Annotated in this window: 17 protein-coding genes; 12 read left to right on the forward strand and 5 right to left on the reverse strand. The window is 52.2% G+C overall.

Going from position 1 to position 19,511, the window contains the following annotated elements:
• Positions 1-284: 284 nt before the first annotated feature.
• The 4 genes from HOM51_11395 to HOM51_11410 all read left to right on the forward strand — a co-directional run bounded on the left by HOM51_11395 (position 285) and on the right by HOM51_11410 (position 4,734).
• Positions 285-935: an alpha/beta hydrolase gene (locus tag HOM51_11395; protein MBT5035108.1), complete on the forward strand. Its 651-nt coding sequence runs from the start codon at positions 285-287 to the stop codon at positions 933-935.
• Positions 935-1,708, forward strand: a complete 774-nt coding sequence (locus HOM51_11400) for a methyltransferase (GenBank protein MBT5035109.1) — start codon at positions 935-937, stop codon at positions 1,706-1,708. Before HOM51_11395 ends, HOM51_11400 begins: the two co-directional genes overlap by 1 nt.
• A gap of 12 nt (positions 1,709-1,720) precedes the next feature.
• Positions 1,721-2,380, forward strand: coding sequence for a DsbA family protein (locus tag HOM51_11405; protein MBT5035110.1), 660 nt, complete (start codon positions 1,721-1,723; stop codon positions 2,378-2,380).
• Between the two features lie 206 nt (positions 2,381-2,586).
• A complete protein-coding gene (locus tag HOM51_11410) occupies positions 2,587-4,734 on the forward strand; it encodes a methyl-accepting chemotaxis protein (GenBank protein MBT5035111.1) in 2,148 nt (715 codons plus the stop codon).
• Between the two features lie 3 nt (positions 4,735-4,737).
• Here the strand turns inward: HOM51_11410 and HOM51_11415 are convergent, their stop codons facing one another.
• Positions 4,738-5,823: a mandelate racemase/muconate lactonizing enzyme family protein gene (locus HOM51_11415; protein ID MBT5035112.1), complete on the reverse strand. Its 1,086-nt coding sequence runs from the start codon at positions 5,821-5,823 to the stop codon at positions 4,738-4,740.
• Between the two features lie 14 nt (positions 5,824-5,837).
• Positions 5,838-6,770, reverse strand: coding sequence for an AEC family transporter (locus HOM51_11420; GenBank protein ID MBT5035113.1), 933 nt, complete (start codon positions 6,768-6,770; stop codon positions 5,838-5,840).
• A 269-nt stretch (positions 6,771-7,039) separates the two neighbouring features.
• Here HOM51_11420 and HOM51_11425 point away from each other — a divergent pair, with 269 nt between their 5' ends.
• Both HOM51_11425 and HOM51_11430 read left to right on the forward strand, forming a co-directional pair.
• The gene (locus tag HOM51_11425) at positions 7,040-7,639 is read left to right on the forward strand and encodes a UbiX family flavin prenyltransferase (protein ID MBT5035114.1); all 600 of its coding nucleotides are present in this window, start codon (positions 7,040-7,042) and stop codon (positions 7,637-7,639) included.
• 19 nt (positions 7,640-7,658) lie between these two features.
• Positions 7,659-8,408, forward strand: a complete 750-nt coding sequence (locus tag HOM51_11430) for a glutathione S-transferase family protein (protein ID MBT5035115.1) — start codon at positions 7,659-7,661, stop codon at positions 8,406-8,408.
• Between the two features lie 9 nt (positions 8,409-8,417).
• On the opposite strand, the gene HOM51_11435 is transcribed toward HOM51_11430, so the two are convergent.
• Positions 8,418-8,975 carry a TIGR02444 family protein gene (locus HOM51_11435; GenBank protein MBT5035116.1) on the reverse strand — a complete coding sequence of 186 codons (558 nt, stop codon included), beginning with the start codon at positions 8,973-8,975 and terminating at the stop codon, positions 8,418-8,420.
• 154 nt (positions 8,976-9,129) lie between these two features.
• Here HOM51_11435 and pcaD point away from each other — a divergent pair, with 154 nt between their 5' ends.
• The 4 genes from pcaD to HOM51_11455 all read left to right on the forward strand — a co-directional run bounded on the left by pcaD (position 9,130) and on the right by HOM51_11455 (position 14,828).
• Positions 9,130-9,921, forward strand: coding sequence for a 3-oxoadipate enol-lactonase (gene pcaD, locus HOM51_11440; GenBank protein MBT5035117.1), 792 nt, complete (start codon positions 9,130-9,132; stop codon positions 9,919-9,921).
• Between the two features lie 26 nt (positions 9,922-9,947).
• Positions 9,948-10,835: an NAD(P)-dependent oxidoreductase gene (locus HOM51_11445; protein ID MBT5035118.1), complete on the forward strand. Its 888-nt coding sequence runs from the start codon at positions 9,948-9,950 to the stop codon at positions 10,833-10,835.
• A 107-nt stretch (positions 10,836-10,942) separates the two neighbouring features.
• The gene (locus tag HOM51_11450) at positions 10,943-13,108 is read left to right on the forward strand and encodes a malate synthase G (protein ID MBT5035119.1); all 2,166 of its coding nucleotides are present in this window, start codon (positions 10,943-10,945) and stop codon (positions 13,106-13,108) included.
• A complete protein-coding gene (locus HOM51_11455; protein ID MBT5035120.1) occupies positions 13,077-14,828 on the forward strand; it encodes an amidohydrolase family protein in 1,752 nt (583 codons plus the stop codon). Before HOM51_11450 ends, HOM51_11455 begins: the two co-directional genes overlap by 32 nt.
• A 15-nt stretch (positions 14,829-14,843) precedes the next feature.
• Here the strand turns inward: HOM51_11455 and HOM51_11460 are convergent, their stop codons facing one another.
• Entirely contained in the window at positions 14,844-15,614 is a 771-nt protein-coding gene (locus HOM51_11460; GenBank protein ID MBT5035121.1) for a metallophosphoesterase, read from the reverse strand.
• 105 nt (positions 15,615-15,719) lie between these two features.
• Between HOM51_11460 and HOM51_11465 the strand changes: the two genes are divergently transcribed.
• Entirely contained in the window at positions 15,720-17,222 is a 1,503-nt protein-coding gene (locus tag HOM51_11465; GenBank protein MBT5035122.1) for an amidohydrolase, read from the forward strand.
• Between the two features lie 82 nt (positions 17,223-17,304).
• Positions 17,305-18,951: a UbiD family decarboxylase gene (locus HOM51_11470; GenBank protein ID MBT5035123.1), complete on the forward strand. Its 1,647-nt coding sequence runs from the start codon at positions 17,305-17,307 to the stop codon at positions 18,949-18,951.
• Here the strand turns inward: HOM51_11470 and HOM51_11475 are convergent.
• Complete coding sequence (locus tag HOM51_11475) at positions 18,948-19,511, reverse strand: hypothetical protein (GenBank protein ID MBT5035124.1); 564 nt, start codon at positions 19,509-19,511, stop codon at positions 18,948-18,950. The two genes, HOM51_11470 and HOM51_11475, sit on opposite strands and share 4 nt — an antisense overlap.

Consider the following 19,511-nt stretch of genomic DNA (forward strand, 5'->3'; position numbering starts at 1 on the left):
CCTGTTAAGAAAGCTTTGACTCTAAAAATGAGAGCTATACTTAATTGAGGGCGAAGATTGTCAGGTTAGGGTAAGGTTTGCAATTAGGCTATTAGCCCATTACGCACCTATGCAATTTGGCTATATTCGTTTGAATTTATTGGCGTAGGCTATCGGCACTGGCGATCTATGCGGCTCATTCGCGTGCTAAACTTGGATACATAACACGACCAACGAAACTCGTTGCGTGCTTGTTGGGCTAAAAGCTATTAAAAACGAGTTTCGATTTCACTCGGTGCATTCGCATGGCAGGTACAGATACCCCCACAATACTCCTGGTTCATGGCTGGGGATTTGACCGGCATTTTTTTGATCCGCTGGTGGACTGTCTGCAGCAGTTCAAGTGTGCCCCAGTGGACCTAGGCTTTACCGGTGATCCTGTCATGCCAGATGTCGAATTGAACGCGCCTGTACTGGCGGTTGGACATTCGATGGGGTTTATGTGGCTGCTCAAACATAAACCAGCTCCATGGCAGGGACTCGTCGGCATCAATGCTTTTCCGCGTTTTACTGAGACCGAGGGGTATCATCCTGCCCAGCCCGTCCGAGTTCTAGAGTTAATGCAGGAGCAATATTTTAGGAAGCCAGACCGAGTAACTGCTGATTTTATGAGTCGGTGTGGCAACGATAATCCGCTTAATAAATTTGACATCGACCGCATGGCTGAGAGCCTTACATGGCTTGCTGATTGGGATGAACGGGATGCCCTGGCACTTGAGCGGACGCCCGTATTCGTTTTGGCGGGGAAGTCTGACCAGATCGTATCACCGGCGATGACCAAGGCCGGGTTTGAGGGGGTGGCGCCAATTCAGTGGCACGATGGCGGACACTTGTTGCCAATGGAAGACCCAGCGTGGTGCGCCGAACGGTTGTTGGCCATATGGGACGACCTTTAATGAGCCAGCGGAAAGATCGTATCAATCGTGCTTTCGGCGAGGCAGCTGACGGCTATGCTCAAACTGCCAAGCTGCAACGGGTTACGGCAGGGAACTTGGCGGATCGGATTGGCGCGTTCTCACTACCTGCTTCGCCGCGAATTTTGGAAATTGGCTGCGGCACAGGATTCCTGACCGACGTGCTGAGAGAAACGCTTCCTGATGCTCACTGGATCGTGACAGATATTTCACTTGATATGCTGGCCGCCTGCCGCCGTGAATTGGGCGACCCCCCTGACATACAGTTTCGTCAGATGGACGGTGAAGCGCCAACCATGGACGGGCCGTTCGACCTCATTTGCGCCAACATGACATTTCAGTGGTTTGAAGATTTACCCGGCAGCATTGCTCGCTTGATGCATTTGTTAAGTCCGGGCGGGTATCTTGCTTACACGACCCTCGCCAAAGGCTCATTGGCTGAATGGCAGGACGCGCATCAGGCCAGTGGATTTGTTCAAGGGACGCCTGAATTTCCATCCTTTAAGACATTGAACGGATACTGGCCTGACGGGCTTGGTGATGGTCAGGTGGATGTTATTGAGACCCCGCGGACCTACCCCAGCGCGCTCGCTTTTGCCCGCGTGATTAAAGGTATCGGTGCGGAGACGCCGGCAGCGAACCACCAACCCTTGTCAGCCGCGGCCCTCCGAAGGGTGCTACGGCGTTTGGATCAGGGTGATGAAGTTAGGATGACATACCAAGTGGCATATGCGAGCTATCGAAAAATTTCCTGAAGGAAAAGAAATATGACAACCAAAGAAATCATCTACGTCGGCGACCCCATGTGTTCTTGGTGCTGGGGATTCTCCCACGCGGTTGAGGAAATCTATACTCACTTCAACGACCAAGCCCCCCTGACCATCCGCTTGGGCGGACTGCATGCCTATGAAACTGACCCCATGTCTGATGACTACAAAGCAACGATCCGCCACCATTGGGAAGACGTTAACCGTGCCACAGGGGCACCGTTTGATTTTAGCTTCTTTGATCGGGAAGGGTTTGTGCTGGATACAGAACCCGCCTGCCGCGCCGTCGTCACCATGCGTTCCCTGCACAAGGAAAAAACCCTGCCGTTCTATGAAGCCATCAGCCGCAGTTTCTATACCGAAAACAAAGACACGACAGATGTCGAAACGTTCAAGGTGTTGTGTGAAGAAGTCGGTGCGGACCCAGAGGAATTTGAAGCTAAATTTTCGTCTGACGACTACAAAGAACTCACCAAGCTCGACTTCATCTTTTGCCAGCGCACAGGCGCAACGGGCTTCCCATCGATGATGGTAAAGGAAGGTGAGACCTATGCGATGCTGACGGCGGGTTACCAGCCGTTTGAAAATCTAAAGCCGATCCTGGAACGCTGGATCGAAGTTGGCCTTGCTGGATTTTCTCAAGACGCGGGTCACGCTTAAGCAAATTCGGGGACAATTGCCTACGTCTTCCGCACGCCCTAAGCCAAAATCCTTAAAAAATTGGGCCCATTTTGTGGCCCAGAAATTAAGTAGCACCATCGTATGCTATTTGGTTTCATTATTATATGAAATTATTGTAATATAATATCTTGGCGCGACCCTATATATCAAATCGCGTGAATTAGAATTTTGCCTAGGATTTTATTATGAATTTTCAAAACATGAAGTTAGCTAAAAAGTTGCCACTGGCGATGGTGATATTGGCGTCGGTTGCGGTGCTGGCGACGGGGTTCATTGGGTATATAAAGTCCGCCGACCAGATTGTTGTTGAGGCCAACAAACGCTTGGTTGTTCTGCAACAATCTCGCCAGGTGGCTATCGAATCATACTTGAGTGGAACGGAAGAGGACCTTGCGGCTCTGGCTACAAATCAGTCGGTTGTGGAAAGCTTGCTGAAATTCTCTGAAGGATATGAAGAATTGGGCGAAAAAGCAGGCCTGGCCCTTCAGGATCTTTATATCAAAAATAATCCGCACCCCCTTGGTGAGAAAGATAAACTGGCCGGCGCAACAGATGGCTCGCCCTATAGCACGGCGCACCTTGAATTTCATGCCTGGTTTCGGCGGTTTATCCAAACACGCGGTTATTATGACCTGTTTATCGTCAATGTTGACGGCAATGTCGTCTATTCGGTCTACAAAGAACTCGATTTTGCAACCAACCTGTTAGAAGGAAAATGGAAGGGGACTGACTTGGCTGCTATTTTTAAGGCAGCTGAGAAAAAGCCGAAAAAGGGAACAATTGTTTTTACCGACTTTAAGTCCTATGCCCCCCGAAAGAATGCTCCAGCGAGCTTTATTGGCACACCACTTCTGGATGAATTTGGTGATTTTGGGGGCGCGTTGATCCTTCAAATGCCGATCAAACGTCTGAATGCAGTTATGCAATCTCCCGTTGGTATGGGAAAGTCAGGAGAGGCCTATTTGGTCGGTCAGGATTTATTGCTCCGCAGCGACCTTCGTCTGTCTAAAGCGTCAACAATTCTGAAGAAAAAAACAGATACGCCAGCCGTAAAAAATGCATTGGCAGGAAAGAAAGGAGTTGAGAAAGCGCGTGGCATTAATGGAAACCGGGTTCTTTCCGCGTATGGGTCGACCACATTCAACGGTGTTAAGTTAGCAGTAATTGCTGAAATTGACGAAGCAGAAGTTTTAGCACCCATCGCCGAAATGCGTAAATTCATATTGATTGCGGGGATCGTTGTATTGATTGTGATTGCGGTGATTGGAATTTCACTTGCGCGACGGATTGTCGGTCCCATTACCCAGATGACGGCTGGCATGGGTTCACTAGCGGAGGGTAATTTAGATATGACCGTGCCGGGCTTGGACCGAACAGATGAAATCGGCGAAATGGCGGCGGCGGTACAAGTATTTAAAGATAATGGCATCGAAGTTAAGCGGCTTGAAGAGGAACAGCGGGCGTCTGTAGAAAGAGCAGAAGTTGAAAAGAAGGCTGCGATGAATCAAATGGCGGATAATCTTGAGGAAACGGTGGGTGTTTCTATGGATACCATTCTCGAATGTTCCAATAATTTGCTTGAGACAGCGGTTGGTATGGGGGGAAGCATCGATAAAACCTCCAGCGGATCGTTTCAGGTTGCAGAAGCTTCGGCAGCGACATCGCAAGATATTGAGGCCGCAGCGGCAGCGACGACAGAACTCTCCTCTTCCATTCAGGAAATCAGCCAGCAGGTTGCCCAGTCTTCACAAATTGCAAACTCTGCAGTGTCGGAAGCCCACGATGTGAATGCAAAAATTCAGGGTCTCAATGTGGCGGCACAGAAAATTGGCGAAGTCGTCAGTATGATTACGGATATTGCCGAACAGACCAATCTATTGGCCCTTAATGCCACGATTGAGGCGGCTCGGGCGGGGGATGCTGGTAAGGGCTTCGCGGTCGTCGCATCCGAAGTTAAAAATCTCGCCAACCAGACATCGAAAGCGACCGATGAAATTGGTCAGCATATTGGGAAAATTCAGGCTGAGACCAGAGAGTCTGTTGTCGCCATTGAAAACATTACAAAAACGATCACCAGTATAGACGAGGTCGCCGCCTCCATTTCAGCGGCGGTCGAAGAACAAGGCAGCGCCACCATGGAAATCACTCAAACTGTGGAACGTGTTAATGAAAGTTCGAAGTTGGTGGCGGATCGAATTGCCGGCGTAACCCTGGCATCTGCCCAATCTTATAGCTCTGCCATTAAGGTTCTTTGGGCGGCGGGTGATCTTGATGGGCCGACGAAAGATATGCAGGGTAATCTGAGCGGGTTCTTAAAAAACGTGCGTACTTAGTGTCTATAAACTGAACCCAATCCCTGGCCCCATCGGCAGGGGCGATAACCCGTTTTCAATCTTCGGCACAGCACCAGGGCACAGGTCCTTAAACATTGGGCTCTCGTCGAACTGGTGCTCCAGAACCAATAGGTTCGGAATTACCGCGGCAACGTGCAGGGTCGCGTTATGGCAGAGCGGTCCGGCCGGGTTGTGGGGCGAGTAATCGATACCACGTTCATGTGCTAATTTGGCAAGCCGCATTAACGCGCCAATACCGCCCGCGTATTTCACATCCGGCATGATGACGTCGTAGACCTCGGCCGCGATGAATTTTTCGAAGTAGTTGAAGTTGGTGCCCTTTTCAGTCCCCGCCATGCGCACGCCGAGAGAATCTTTAAGGGGACGTAAGCGAGCCAGATCAACGCAATCATCTGGGTCTTCCGGCAACGGGCATTCAACCCAATAAAGCCCCATCTCTGCTGCCTGCCGGATGAGATCCTCAGACCGCGACACGGTCAGTCGCCAGTGGCAATCCACAAGAACTTGAACATTGGGGCCCGCCACCTCACACGTCGCCGCGATGCGATCTATGCCGGCGCTGAAAAGGGCATCGCCTTCTCGGCCAATGTCCGGATATAAGCCATCGAACGGTGCAATTTTCAGCTTGTTAAATCCCGCATCAATTGCATCCCGCGCGCTGGCTTCAAACCCGGCTAAGGATCGATCCACCGTACGGCGGTTAATATTGGCATAAATTGGAATTTGTTTATTTAACGCGCCACCAAGAAGTTCATGAACCGGCTTGCCCTCTTGCTTGCCGCGAATATCCCAACTCGCCTGTTCAAGCGCGCTGATCACGGCCCGCTGAGTCTGGTCGGTGGACGCGGATGTCGTCTCAGCCAAGGCCTCAATGGCGGACAAAGGTTGCCCTTTAAGGTCGCCCTCAACCCCCCTGGTAAGCGCCCCCATCGCCTCTTCCTGGCCATACAAAGTCGCTTCGCCAACCCCCCGAACGCCATCGCTGGTCTCGACTTCAATAAAAGTCCAGTTGGTCTTATCGCTGACACGGGTGACGGTGGGGGTGATGCGGGAGATGGTCGACGTCATGGGTATTTTATATCCTAAGTCAAAATCCCAACCAAGACAGAAAACGTCACCACGGCAATCGCGGTTGATACCAGGATCGCGGTTGAGGTGCGCTCTGAATAGGTGCCGTAGGTTTGTGCCAGGATGAAGACGTTGCCAGCGATGGGCAATCCTGCGACCAGGATCACCGCCGTCGCCCACATCGGTTTGACGTCAAATATTTGAGTCATAGCGAACCACATGGCCAGCGGGTGGATGAACAGCTTGAAGCTGATCAAGTAGCTGGCTTCCTTAAAATCCTTAGCCAGCGGTCGGCCCGCCAAGGAGGCGCCGAGCGCGAATAATGCACAGGGGCTGGCAGCGGCACCCAATAGGCCGGTGAATGAATCTATCGGCGTCGGCATTCTAAATCCGACTGCGGACGCCAGCACACCTAAGCCAATGGAGAGGACAAACGGATTTAAGAAAGTGCCGCGGAATATTTTTAGGATTGCCGGTCCGAGGGCATGGTCTCTGTTCTTATCTATTTCCAGGATGGATAGGGTCAGCGGCATAAAAATAATTAGATCAACCAGCAGGGCAAGAATCACCGCCAACGCCGCATCTGGACCCAACAAAGCAGAAATCATCGGCAGTCCTAAAAAGCCGACGTTGGAGACGGCACCGGCTTGACCTTGAAGCGCCATCACCCCCATGGGCGAGCCGAAGATCAACCTTCCACCAAAGGCCGCTAGAATAAACACACCCAGGCTAACGGCGCCGTAAGCGCCCATGAATGAAAAATCAGCAATTTCACTGAGCGGGCTCAGCGCCATGTAACGAAACAGCAGGCAGGGCAGGGCAAAGTAAAAGACGAAAAAGATCATCCCGTCGATGCCCGCGGCCGTAAATAATTTCGCCCGACCAGCGGCATAGCCACAGCCCATCAGGGCGAAGAACGGGATTGTTACGGTGAGAATATTTTCCACGAATGGTTTCCACAGGCTCAAGTTGTCTGGGCTGGTGTCAGGGACCTTTCTCTTAAAGTTTTTACCCTCACTTGGAAATGGTTTAATATCCTGGGCAAGAGATAATCGGGAGAGTTTGTGCCGTTGAGCACCCTTCGAGACGCGCTAAATTAGCGCTCCTCAGGATGAGGTTGATTTCTATGTTTTAGTAAAATCCTCATCCTGAGGAGGCCATAATAGGGCCGTCTCGAAGGGTGCTGAGCGGCACAACCTTAGAAATTGGAATAAAAATGTCAGAGAAAAAGCGGATTATTGTTGGGATTTCTGGCGCGTCTGGTGCCATTTACGGCATTCGCACGCTGGAGGTCTTGCGCACCGTAGCGGATGTGGAAACGCATCTGATCCTGTCGCCCTCAGGTGCGCAGACGATTGCTGCGGAAACCGAACTGTCTTTGGATCAAGTCCGCGACCGTGCCGACGTGGTGCACGGGTTTAAGGATATTGGTGCGTCGATCTCCAGTGGGTCTTTCCGTGCCTCTGGGATGATGGTTGCACCTTGTTCGATCAAGACGTTATCGGGTATCGCCAATTCGTTCGCAGATAACCTGATCAGTCGGTCGGCCGATGTGTGCCTGAAAGAACGCCGCCCTGTGGTGTTGCTGGTGCGCGAAACGCCGTTGCATTTGGGTCATCTGGAACTAATGACCAAGGCCGCACAATTCGGCTGCGCTATCGTGCCCCCCGTCCCCGCCTTCTACCACCGTCCCCAATCCATCGATGATATTGTCAATCAGACCGTCGGGCGGGCTTTGGATCAGATGGATATTGATGCCGGGATCGTGCATCGCTGGAAAGAAGATACGGGCGAGGAAGATCAGGCGGCAGGGTAGGGCGCTGAAGAAAACTACAATGTTAATACTTTATAATACGCCTCATTCCACCTGCAGCCAGAAGGTGCGAATGTGCCTCGCTGAGAAAGATCTTACGTGGGAAGATAAATTCATAGATTTAGCAACCAATGAGCATCTCACACCTGAATACTTAAAGATCAATCCAAACGGTGTCGTGCCGACGTTGGTGCACGAAAATCGGCTTGTGCATGATTCGAGCGTCATCTGTGAGTATCTGGATGACGTGTTCCCGGATACTCCTTTATCGCCAAAAGACCCACACGCACGCGCAGAAATGCGGGCCTGGATGCGATTTCATGAAGAAGTGCCCACCATCGCTGTTCGCACGCCATCGTTCAACATGGCCTTTCTGCCGCGCTTTCAGGGCCTTGATGAGCAGCAGTTTCATGACCAACAGTCCGATATTCGCCCGCTTCGCAAACAGTTCTATCGGCGCATGGGAGCCAAGGGGTTTAATCGCGAGGACTTTGAAGCCGCACTAGAGCAAATCACCAACACCTGTCGACGCATGGATCGTGCCCTGGAAAACAGCCCGTGGCTGGTCGAAGACACGTACACCCTGGCCGACATTATCGTGGCCCCCCTTATCGACAGAATGGAAGACCTAGGGTTTGCAGAACTCTGGGAAAGCGACTTTCCCGCAATGACCGACTGGTTCGCCCGCATTAAAAAACGCCCAGCGTTTCAGACAGCCCTATACGAAGGCTGCAGACTCTCAGAAAAACATACGTTGGCACAGGGGTTATGAGGCAATGACCTAGCCGTCCCTAAAATCATCCGCCACAATTCGGTCTATCTTTGTTTGGGGAACTTCTGAAAAACAAGCCGCCAGGATGCTTGCGATGTGGCCATTGCGGTCTTCGTGGTTGCTGCTGGCTCCCAGCGCAAAGTAGTCAGCCAGATTGGCGGCGGCATCAGATGCTTTTTGTTCAGGCAGGATGTCGGTACCAGGCGTCAGGGAGACGGCATTTGCGAGCCTGTCTTGTTCCATATGTTCAGAGTCTAATTCTATCTTCAAAATGCTCTTACGGAGTTCTTGGACCGCTTCGTCTTCAAATCCCCGAAAGCCGGACTTAAGGTGGTTGCGGACTGTGCGCAGCCCGCGGACGACATCAAAGTGCCAGCCGTTTATGGCACCCAAGGCCTGTCTAATGTTTTGCAAGCCTAAGTGTCCGGCGCCTATTTCTCCGGCCCAGCAACAGAGCAGCACCATGTTGACATCAATGCCGCAGCCTTCCTGCAACGCTAAGCAGGCAGGCGGAACGCCGTCCCGGTCATAGACATCCACTGAGAAATCCCAAAACGGACTCGGCATGTCATCGTCCTTGTGTTGAATAAAGTATTGTAGACACATTCTTTCATTCTTGGGGGAAGAAAACGGCGAATTGTCGTCATTATATTTGCAACCCGAAACCTGTCTGCTACCTTGGGGCTAAATCAATAAGGCCAAACTAATAAGGGAAGCGATCATGCAGGTAACCGCAAACGGTGTTAAACTTAACTATGAAATCGATGGGCCAGAGGGCGCGCCGTGGCTGACGTTCAGCAATTCGCTGGCCTCAGACATGAGCATGTGGGACGCGCAGTGGGATTTTCTGAAAGACCGCTATCGGGTGTTGCGCTATGACACCCGCGGCCATGGCGGCAGTGAGGCAGCGCCTGCACCCTACACAATGGATCTACTGGTCGATGACATCATCGGGCTTTGGGACGCGTTAGGGGTTAAGAAATCTCACTTCGTTGGATTGTCGATGGGCGGCATGTATTCCATAGGGCTGGCGATTCGCTATCGGGACCGTTTGAACAGCATCGTTTGTTGTAATGCGCGCGCCGATGCCCCGGCGGAGTTTTCTCAGGCTTGGGATGATCGGATTACGATGGTGCGCGAAAAGGGGATTGAGGCCTTGGTAGAGCCGACCATTGAACGCTGGTTTACAGAGGGGTTTCGTGAGTCCGACCCAGCGACCATTGATAAAATCCGCGCCACCATTCGCGCCACGTCTGCCATCGGTTATGAAGGTTGCGCGCGTGCGTTGCAGGGCTTGGATTACTTAAGCCGGATGGAAAACATTCAAATTCCAGCCCTGATCATCGCCGGCACCCAAGATTTAGGGACGCCGCCATCGGGCATGAGGGAAATTGCTGCGAAATTGCCAGGATCGGAATTCTTAGAACTAGACCCTGGCGCACACTTCACCTGTGTTGAACGTAGCGAATCCGTTAATGTGGCGTTGGAAGCGTTTTTGGCGAAGCATACCTAAGAAAATTTTTTATTAGGAGAAATCGAATGACCGTTAAAACCGTGGCTGTTATTGCGCAGGGTGAAATGGGGTCTGGGACCGGGGGACAGCTTGTGCACCATGGACTGCGGGTCATTACCAATTTGACTGGTCGCAGCAGTCGCTCGATTGGGCTGGCCAAAGATGCGGGCATGGAAGATGTCGGTAATGACGCCGCCTTAATCAACGAAGCCGATATGTTCCTGTCCATTCTGCCACCGGTTCAGGCAGTTGCGTTGGCGAAACAAATGGCGCCACACATTGAGGCGTCGAACAAATCTATTCTCTATGCCGACTGCAATGCGGTGGCCCCCACCACCAAAGAAGAAATTCAGGCGATTGTCGAGCCCGTGGGTGCGAACTTTGTCGATGTCGGTATTCTCGGTGATCCGCCTGACCCGATTAAGAACGTCACCCGATATTATGCGTCCGGTCCCTACGCCAACGACTTTTCACAGTTGAAGGAATACGGCCTTAACATCATCCATGTTGGTGACACCATTGGTCGGGCGGCGGCTGTCAAAATGTGCTTTGCAAATATGACAAAGACCATGGTGGCTTTGGCGGCGGAAACGTTTGCCGCAGCAGAGGCCTTGGGTGTTTATGATGAGGTCGTTCACGAACTCAGCTCGTCGCAGAAGAATGGTTTTGAGTGGGCCTCGAAGCGCGTCACCCTGACACCACCCAAGGCCTATCGTTGGGTCGGAGAGGTCGAAGAAATCGGCAAGACATTTGAGGCGCTTGGCATGCCCGGTGAGACCTGTGTTGGCGGCGCAAAGATGTTCCAGATTATAGCCGATTCACCGCTCGGTGAAGAAATTGTTGAAACGCGAAAGCGCGGCACGACGTTAGAAGACTGTTCTGTCGTCACGGCAGAATATCTCGCCAAAAAATAGTTTTTAAATTCCGGCGTCGCTACACATTTTTATCGAGACTCTCGTTGCTTTTTTCGCTTATGCTGTTTAGTACATCTCAATAATCTAATATAAGATGGGCGTAAAGAATGGCTAAGCAAATTGCAGTGGGAGACTTAAACGTTGCTCTTGTTCTATATGACTTTATAAATACAACCGCGTTGCCGGGAACGGGCATTGGCCTTGATCAATTCTGGGATGTGATGGAGGAACTTGTCGGCGAATTTTCTCCGCGTATTCGAGCGTTGCTAAACAAACGCGACGATCTTCAAAAGAAAATTGATGCCTGGCATGTCACCCAGAAAGAGCAGCCGTTCGATCTTCAAGCCTATAAATCTTTTCTGACCGACATCGGCTATCTGGTGCCAGAAGGTGAAGCTTTCTCTGCCACGACAGAAAACGTCGATGCTGAATTTGCCAACATTGCTGGCCCACAACTGGTCGTGCCGGTCACCAATGCGCGCTATGCGCTGAATGCGGCGAATGCGCGGTGGGGCAGTCTTTACGACGCGCTGTATGGCACGGACGCTATCCCCTCTGACGGAGGTGCGGAAATACGTGCTGAATTTAATCCTGTGCGGGCGGCACGGGTAATTTCGTTTGCCAGAGAACGTTTAAATGGTGCCGTACCGTTGGCTCAAGGGTCGCACCAACAGGCCGACGCCTATACGATCATAGACGGTGCTCTTTCAGTTACGTTCGATGACGGGTCTGTTACAGGGCTTGCTGAACCAGGAAAATTTGCTGGCTTCAGAGGCAGTGCCGATGCGCCGACGGGAATATTATTCGTTGATAACGGGCTCCACTTAGAAATCGAAATTAACCGCAACGGCATGATCGGCAAGGACGATGTTGCAGGTATTAACGACATCATCATGGAAGCCGCGATAACGACGATTGTAGATTTAGAGGACTCCGTCGCCGTGGTCGATGCGGAAGATAAAGTCACGGCCTATCGCAATTGGCTGGGCCTGATGAAGGGCGATTTAGAAGATATCTTTGAGAAGGAGGGGAGGTCTCAGACACGGCATTTGAACCCTGACCGAACCTATACTGCTCCTGATGGGTCTGAATTCGCGTTGCCCGGTCGCAGCCTGATGATGGTTCGGAACATGAGCCCGCTGATGACGATTTCAGCCGTTCACGATGCGGATGGAAAGCAGATACCTGAATGTATCCTCGACGGCATGACAACGGTGGCGATAGGGGTGCATGATCTAAAGCGCACAGGGACATTTCAGAATTCAAAAACCGGATCGATCTATATCGTGAATCCAAAGCTGCATGGGCCGGAAGAAGTCGCCATGCTGGTGGACCTTTATGGCAAAATTGAAGACGCCTTCGGCCTGCCCCGCAATACCATCAAAATGGGCATCATGGATGAAGAACGCCGCACGACTGTTAACCTAAAAGAATGTATCCGGACGGCGCGCGAACGGGTCGTATTTATCAATACCGGGTTCCTGGACCGGACCGGCGATGAAATTCACACCTCCATGGAAGCCGGTCCGATGATCCGCAAGGGCGATATGAAAGCCACCAACTGGATCGCCGCCTACGAAGATTGGAATGTTGATATTGGCTTGGCTTGTGGCCTTAAGGGCCGGGCGCAAATCGGCAAGGGCATGTGGGCCGCACCGGACCGCATGGCAGAGATGCTGAAGACAAAAATTGGCCACCCGCAAGCTGGCGCGAATACCGCCTGGGTGCCATCGCCAACAGCTGCTGTGCTGCACGCCCTACACTATCACCAGGTTGATGTGCACGCCCGACAAGATGAAATTGCGGGCCGTGAGCGGGCGAACCTGGACGACATTCTGACCCTTCCTGTGGCCTGGGGTCACAACTGGTCGGCAGACGAAATTCAGCAGGAACTGGAGAACAACGCACAAGGAATTTTGGGCTACGTCGTGCGTTGGATCAATCAGGGTGTCGGCTGTTCCAAGGTGCCGGACATCAACGATGTCGGCCTGATGGAAGACCGCGCGACCCTCCGCATTTCTAGCCAGCACATCGCCAATTGGCTGCACCACGGCATTTGCAGTGAAGATCAGGTGATGGAAACTCTCAAACGCATGGCGGCTGTAGTTGATGGCCAAAACGCGGGCGACCCAGCCTATACCAATATGGCCCCAGGCTTCGACGGTGTCGCCTTCCAAGCCGCTTGCGATCTCGTCTTAAAGGGCCGGGAACAACCGAATGGCTATACGGAACCCGTACTGCATGGTCGGCGGTTGGAGGCGAAGACACTTTAGCTTTTTAGGTTTTGCAGCTTATCGGCATTCTTGTAGTATCGACTGCATGAATCGAATAATCATAGCCTCACAATTTATCCTGATGGCGATCATGATATCGCCACCGTCCCAAGCAATTGATAGAACCAGCGTAGAAGTGCAGCTTGCTCAACGCGGGGGAGGAGACCGTTCGAGTCAACGTACGCCGAGTAAAGTTATCAAGAAAATGGATGAGGATGGCGACGGTCGAATATCCAGGGACGAATTCCTTGGTCCGAAAAATAGATTCGGGAAACTGGACGCCGATGGTGATGGCTATGTCACGAAGGAAGAGCTCGAGGCTCGGTTTTCTAAAACGTCAAAGGGACCTGATTTTTCGAAGCATCCTAATGCGGCATGGTATGCCAAGTTGCCCGTGATCGTGACCCACGCGCATATTAAGCCCGATATTGGTCAGGGGGACCGAGATTGGGAGGGGACAACTGAAAATGCCATCCGGCAAATGGATGAGCATGGTGTGCAGGCATCCATCGTGATGTCGCCCCCTAGTAATCGTTCTGAAAATTCCTATTTCGACGACCTTATCAGGGTTACGAAAAAATATCCTACACGTTTCAGAGTCTTGGGTGGCGGGCGATCCCTAAACCCGATGATTAATAATATAAGTCGAGACAGCGTTGATGAGGGAGACCGTGCTGATTTTATAGCAAGAGCTGATGAACTTATTGCCAAGGGGGCTATCGGCTTTGGCGAAACGACGGCATTGCATTTTTCTTTTCGCTCCGGCCACCCGTTTGAAAATGTTCAGCCGGATCATCCTCTCTATTTACTACTCGCTGATATGGCGGCGAAGCACGACGTTCCAATCGATATACATATGGAAGCTGTGCCCGAGAAATGGGCGGTGTCGAAAAGAATGCGAAAAAAGAGTTCCGATAACCCTGCCTATATCGAAGAGAACATAACGGCATTTGAACGCTTACTTCGGCATAATCGCAAAGCGAGAATTATCTGGGTTCATTTGGGTATGGATACGACCGGCTTGCGTTCGCCCGACTTGACCCGGCGGCTTCTCCAAGCCCATCCCAATCTATATCTTAGCTTGAAGCTTATTCGCGGATTAAACGCCCGGTTCCCAATTTTCCGAGGTGGTGCCCGGATGGACCCAGATTGGAAGAGGCTCATCACAAAATTCCCTGACCGTTTTATGATCGGTGCGGAAGCTTGGTATCTGGCGGACAATTCTGTGAAAGGGTTTCGTAAAGGCATTGCACCTGCGGTTCGGGTGGTCCGGTTGCCCTATTTACCTCCTGTAGTTGCGCGTAAGGTCGCCTTTGAAAACGCGCAACGTATCTTCAAATTTAAATTGATCAATCCCAGCGATTATCCTCTGCCCGCAGGCAGTGCTGAGCCGAAAACTATGGGCCCACTTTCAAAGAGAGAAATTCGGAAACTTATTGTCGGAAATACATTGGATTTTATTGCGCCGACTAATGGGAATCATTTATTTATTTATTTCGATGAGGACGGCAGCGCATTTTTAAAACGCGGTGGTCGCAACAGAGTTTTTACCAAGCGATGGTTCATCAATAAAAAATCGATGCTCTGTCGGACCACGAGAAATGACAAAAAACACTGCACGAAAATTTTGCTAAAAAATCAGCCCGATCAAATAACTCTTTTCAACAAAAAGTTTCGCTATCAGGCGAAGCTAAGCAATGGCAGGAAGTTGCCTGAATAACCTGGAAATATCTCTTCATAAATCGAGAGCGTGGTCCGTAATGGTGCTCGTGCCATCATCAGCAATATCATAAATCCGAAAGGCGTGCGGCGCTTCGCAAAAGGCTGGCGGCAGAGAGTGAATAACACCGTCCGTTGTGGCGTTGCTGCCGGGATGGTAGTGGCCTGACAAAACGGCCCGCACTCGATCAGATCTTTTAAGCGCCTCTTTCATTGTATCTGCAGTTTTGTATTCGTAGCGCTTGCCTTTTCCAACGGTCGGCGGATCAATCATGTAGTGCTGAACATGGACTTGCGGGCAGTCGTGCTCTGGATTGGTCAGGGCATCTTCAAACTGTTCTTTGCGCGCGCCGGTTCGAAGTGGTTGCTTGTCGTCTGCCAATTCATCCCAAAAACAGAAAAACCGAAGTCCCGCAATGTCGCGCGGCTTTGGCGGTGGCTCAAAAACATCGGCAAAGGCGCCTTCAAGGTCGTGATTGCCTGGCACAACGACATAGGGGACGGCGGTCGCATCAAACCAATCCCGGATTAACTGAAAATCCGCTTTTGCGCTTTCTACCCATTCTTCGTGGGAGCGATCATCCGGTGTCCCGCCATCCTTAACCTCATCAGGCACATCAAGAAGATCACCGCTCATCACCAGAACATCCGGAGTGAGTTCTTTTATCTGCTCCGCCAGACGATCAAGTGCGTCGGGCATGCTGCGGGACAGGCGCAAAGGATCACTCGCCGTGCCCGGCTGATTGATGCGCAGATGCATGTCCGTAAAATGAAGTAGCCTCGCCATGGGGTGAGTTTAGCAGGACTTTAATTGTCTGAGCACGTCCTTTTATAAACGTCGTAAGGGCGGTACATTCTTTGGATAAAATTAAGGTGGTGAAGGAGCGGACCCGTGGCTGGAGCACCTACCCGACACGTCATTCGCAATGGACTATTGCTTGATCCGGAACAAAGATCGGTCGAGCCAACGGATCTATTGATCGAAGGGGACAGTATCCTAGAGGTGGGGACTCCCGGAATGGATGCCCCTGTGGACGCGGCTGTTATTGATGCGACGGATCGCCTGATAATGCCGGGGCTGGTTAATGCGCACACCCACGGCAGCACTAGCCTTGGCAAGGGTTCTGGCGATAAATGGTCGCTTGAACTTCTGCTCCATGCGAGCTCTTGGCTCAACGGCAACCGTACCCTTGAAGACCGGTATTTGTCGGCCCGCCTAAATGCCGTGGAACTGGTGCTGAAGGGATGCACCTCTGCATACGATATGTTCTTTGAAGTGCCATCACCTTCGGTAGAAGGAATTTCGGCAGCGGCCCGTGCCTATGCAGAAGTTGGTGTGCGGGTGGTGCTGGCGCCGATGATGGCCGACACGAGTTTGTATCAGGCCATTCCTGGGCTTTTGGATTCCTTGCCGGAACCGCATCGAAGTATTGCTGAAAAAGCGCAGGCCGCCCCCTGGCAAGAACACATCGCCAATTGTCGGGCGTTGATGGAGGATTGGTTGATTGATCGCGACCAAGTGCGGCCGGCATTGGGGCCAACCATCCCGCACCATTGCAGCGACGATTTTATTCGCGCCTGCCGTGATCTTGCCGCCGAATACGATGTTGGCGTTCAGATGCACCTGGCAGAATCCAAAGTACAAGCGGTTGCGGGGCTAAAACTCTATGGCAAAACACTGACGGCGCATCTGGATGACTTGGGACTGCTGGGTCCAAACTTTACCGGTGCACATTGCATCTGGCTCGACGAAGACGATGTGAAACGCTTTAGCGATCAGGGGGCAAGTATCGCCCATAACCCGGGATCTAATTTACGCTTGGGAAATGGTGTCGCACCGGCGCGTCAGATATTGAACGCCGGCGTTACCCTTGGTATTGGCAGTGACGGGTCGGCCTCCGCCGATCACCAAAATATGTTTGAGGCCCTGCGGATGGCGTCATTTGTCTCCAGGCTTGATGATCCCGATCCTGAGACCTGGCTTGGCACCTGGGATGTCTTGCGGGCGGGGACTTTGGGCGGTGCGTCGGCATTGGGGATGGCGGGCATGGTCGGTCGTTTGGCACCGGGGTTTAAGGCCGATATTGTTTTTATCGACCTGACAAACATCAACTTCGTGCCGTTAAATGATGTCGCCAATCAGATCATTAACTGCGAGGACAGCAGCGCCGTTGATAGCGTCATGATCGGCGGACGGATGGTCTTGCAGGGACGCCGCTTTGTCTCGCTCGATTTCGACAAGCTGCGCCGCGATGTACAGGCAACAGCGGATCGCCTGCGCGACCAAAACGCACCAACCAAAGAACGCATGGAAGCCATGGCCAAATTCGTCTCCAGCCACTGCGTCGGCTTGGCGTGTGAGGGGTATCATGTGCACAGGAGTCTGGATAGATGAGATATTCCCAGACTTGAGGCTTTACATTTTCCAGCCTTGGTTCATTCTTCGATCAAATTAACGACCGATATAAGGGAAACGCATGAGCGCGGATGAACGGGGCTATCCTGATTTTCAAGATCATTTGAAGGCGTTGCACGACAAGGGGTTGCTGCGCACCATTGATGTACCGATTAACAAAGATACCGAGATGCATCCCCTGGTGCGGTGGCAGTTTCGGGGCGGCGTGCCGGAATCGCAACGCTCTGCATTTTTATTCACCAATATCAAAGACTCCAAAAACAAGACCTATGACATGCCGGTCGTCGTCGGTGCTCTGGCTGCGACGCCGGAGATTTACAGCATCGGCATGGGCGTGCCCGTCGATGAAATTGGCGATAAGTGGACCCATGCCATCGCCAATCCAATTGATCCTGTGGAAGTCGAAGAAGGCGCTTGCCAAGAAGTCGTGATTACAGGCGATGATTTGATTGGTCCGGGCAACGGGCTTGAAACCCTTCCAGTGCCAATTTCCAGTCCCGGCTTTGATGCGGCACCTTATTTTACGGCGACCGGGGTGATTACCAAGGACCCTGAAACCGGTGTGCAGAACATGGGCACCTATCGCGGCGGGCTAAAAGCGCCAAATCGCTTAGGTGTCCGAATGTCGAGCCGTCCGGGCGGGGCCGAGGGTTACCTGCATTGGCTCAAATATCAAAAGCGCGGCGACAAGACCATGGACTGTGTCTTTGTTATTGGCGCGCCACCACCGATTTGCTTCATGGGACCGCAGAAAATGCCCATCGGGGTGGATGAAATGACCGTCGCCGGGGCGCTGTTAGGCGCACCGGTGCGGATGGTGAAGGGCAAGACGGTCGACCTGATGATACCGGCGGACGCGGAACTGATCATCGAAGGTAAAGTCGATACGGAATTGTTGGAACCAGAAGGCCCGTTCGGCGAATCCCATGGCCATATCGCGTTGGAAGATTTCAACATGTCGATGACCGTGACTGCCATCACGCATAAGTCTAATGCCATCATGCCGTCGATCATCAGCCAAGTAACGCCAAGTGAATCGAGCGTTATCAAGCGGGTGGCCTACGAGCCGATGTACCTGAATCATCTCCGCAATAACTTAAGTTTAAAGTGCGTTAAGAAGGTCTCCTTGCATGAACCGCTGACCAACATCCGCAAGGTCTTGTTCGTGCAGCTTGAAAAGGGCACGTCCCGGACCGAAGTGTGGCGGGCATTGAATGGTGCGAGCATGCTGCGGGCAGACAGTGGCAAGTATGTTATCGCCATTGATCAGGACATTGATCCCGACAATGCGGACTCTGTTTTCTGGGCGCTGGCCTATCGGGCCAATCCGATTGAAGACATGCAAATCCTTCCCCACCGCGCGCGCGGTCATGGCCCGAAAGCCAAGGACGGGCCGTCGGAGGATTCGACCCTACTAATCGACGCCACCATGAAAGGCGATATGCCGCCGTTGGCGTTGCCTAAAAAGGAATACATGGAACACGCCAAGGAAATCTGGGAACGCCTGCAACTGCCGTCCTTAACGCCGCAAAGCCCCTGGCATGGCTATGAAATGGGGCATTGGTCAGATGATTGGGAAGACGGCGCGGTGCGGGCTGTCCAAGGCTTCTATCACGTGAATGGTGAGAACACCTATGCCCGCAGACGTGGGGGACTTAAACCCGAAACGCCGGTCTGGGAAGTGCCCGAAGAAGATTCAGAAGACTAATAAACGGTATAGCGCCTAACAGGCGTGACCATGGACTGAACGTTGTCATCCATTTTTAGAACGTAGTCATGGGCCGACAGCACCCGGCCATCATCGGCGCGAAGCAGCTTTAAGTTTACAAATACCTCATTCTGGGAAACCGTAAAGGTACCTGCGACAACCGCTTGTGCGCCACTTTCCCGGCTGAGTTCGCGAACATCGCGGGATAGAATAAGCTGGCCCGTACCACGGTTAATCCGCAGCCGATTGCCCATGTTGACTTCGACCACCGCATAGCCGCTGCCGACCAACCGAGACGCCAGTTGCTCTGATGAAATGCGGCCCAAGGGCGATGAGAGTTCCAAGTTATTGATATCAGCGAGGCTGGTTACAAGAACCGGCTTGGCTGGGTTCAGGTTGGTCTGATTCTTTTGCAGCAGTTGATCCATCGCCTGATAGTTGGAAACGATCAGTTCCGTCCCCGGTGTCTTGGGTGACTTGGTCAATACAGGGTTAGGCGAGCCGCACGCAGCAACCAACACAACCGCAAGACAACTGATCAGGACATTTATCGGTTTCAT

This window comes from Rhodospirillaceae bacterium (assembly GCA_018660465.1).
Lineage (GTDB): Bacteria > Pseudomonadota > Alphaproteobacteria > Rhodospirillales > JABJKH01 > JABJKH01.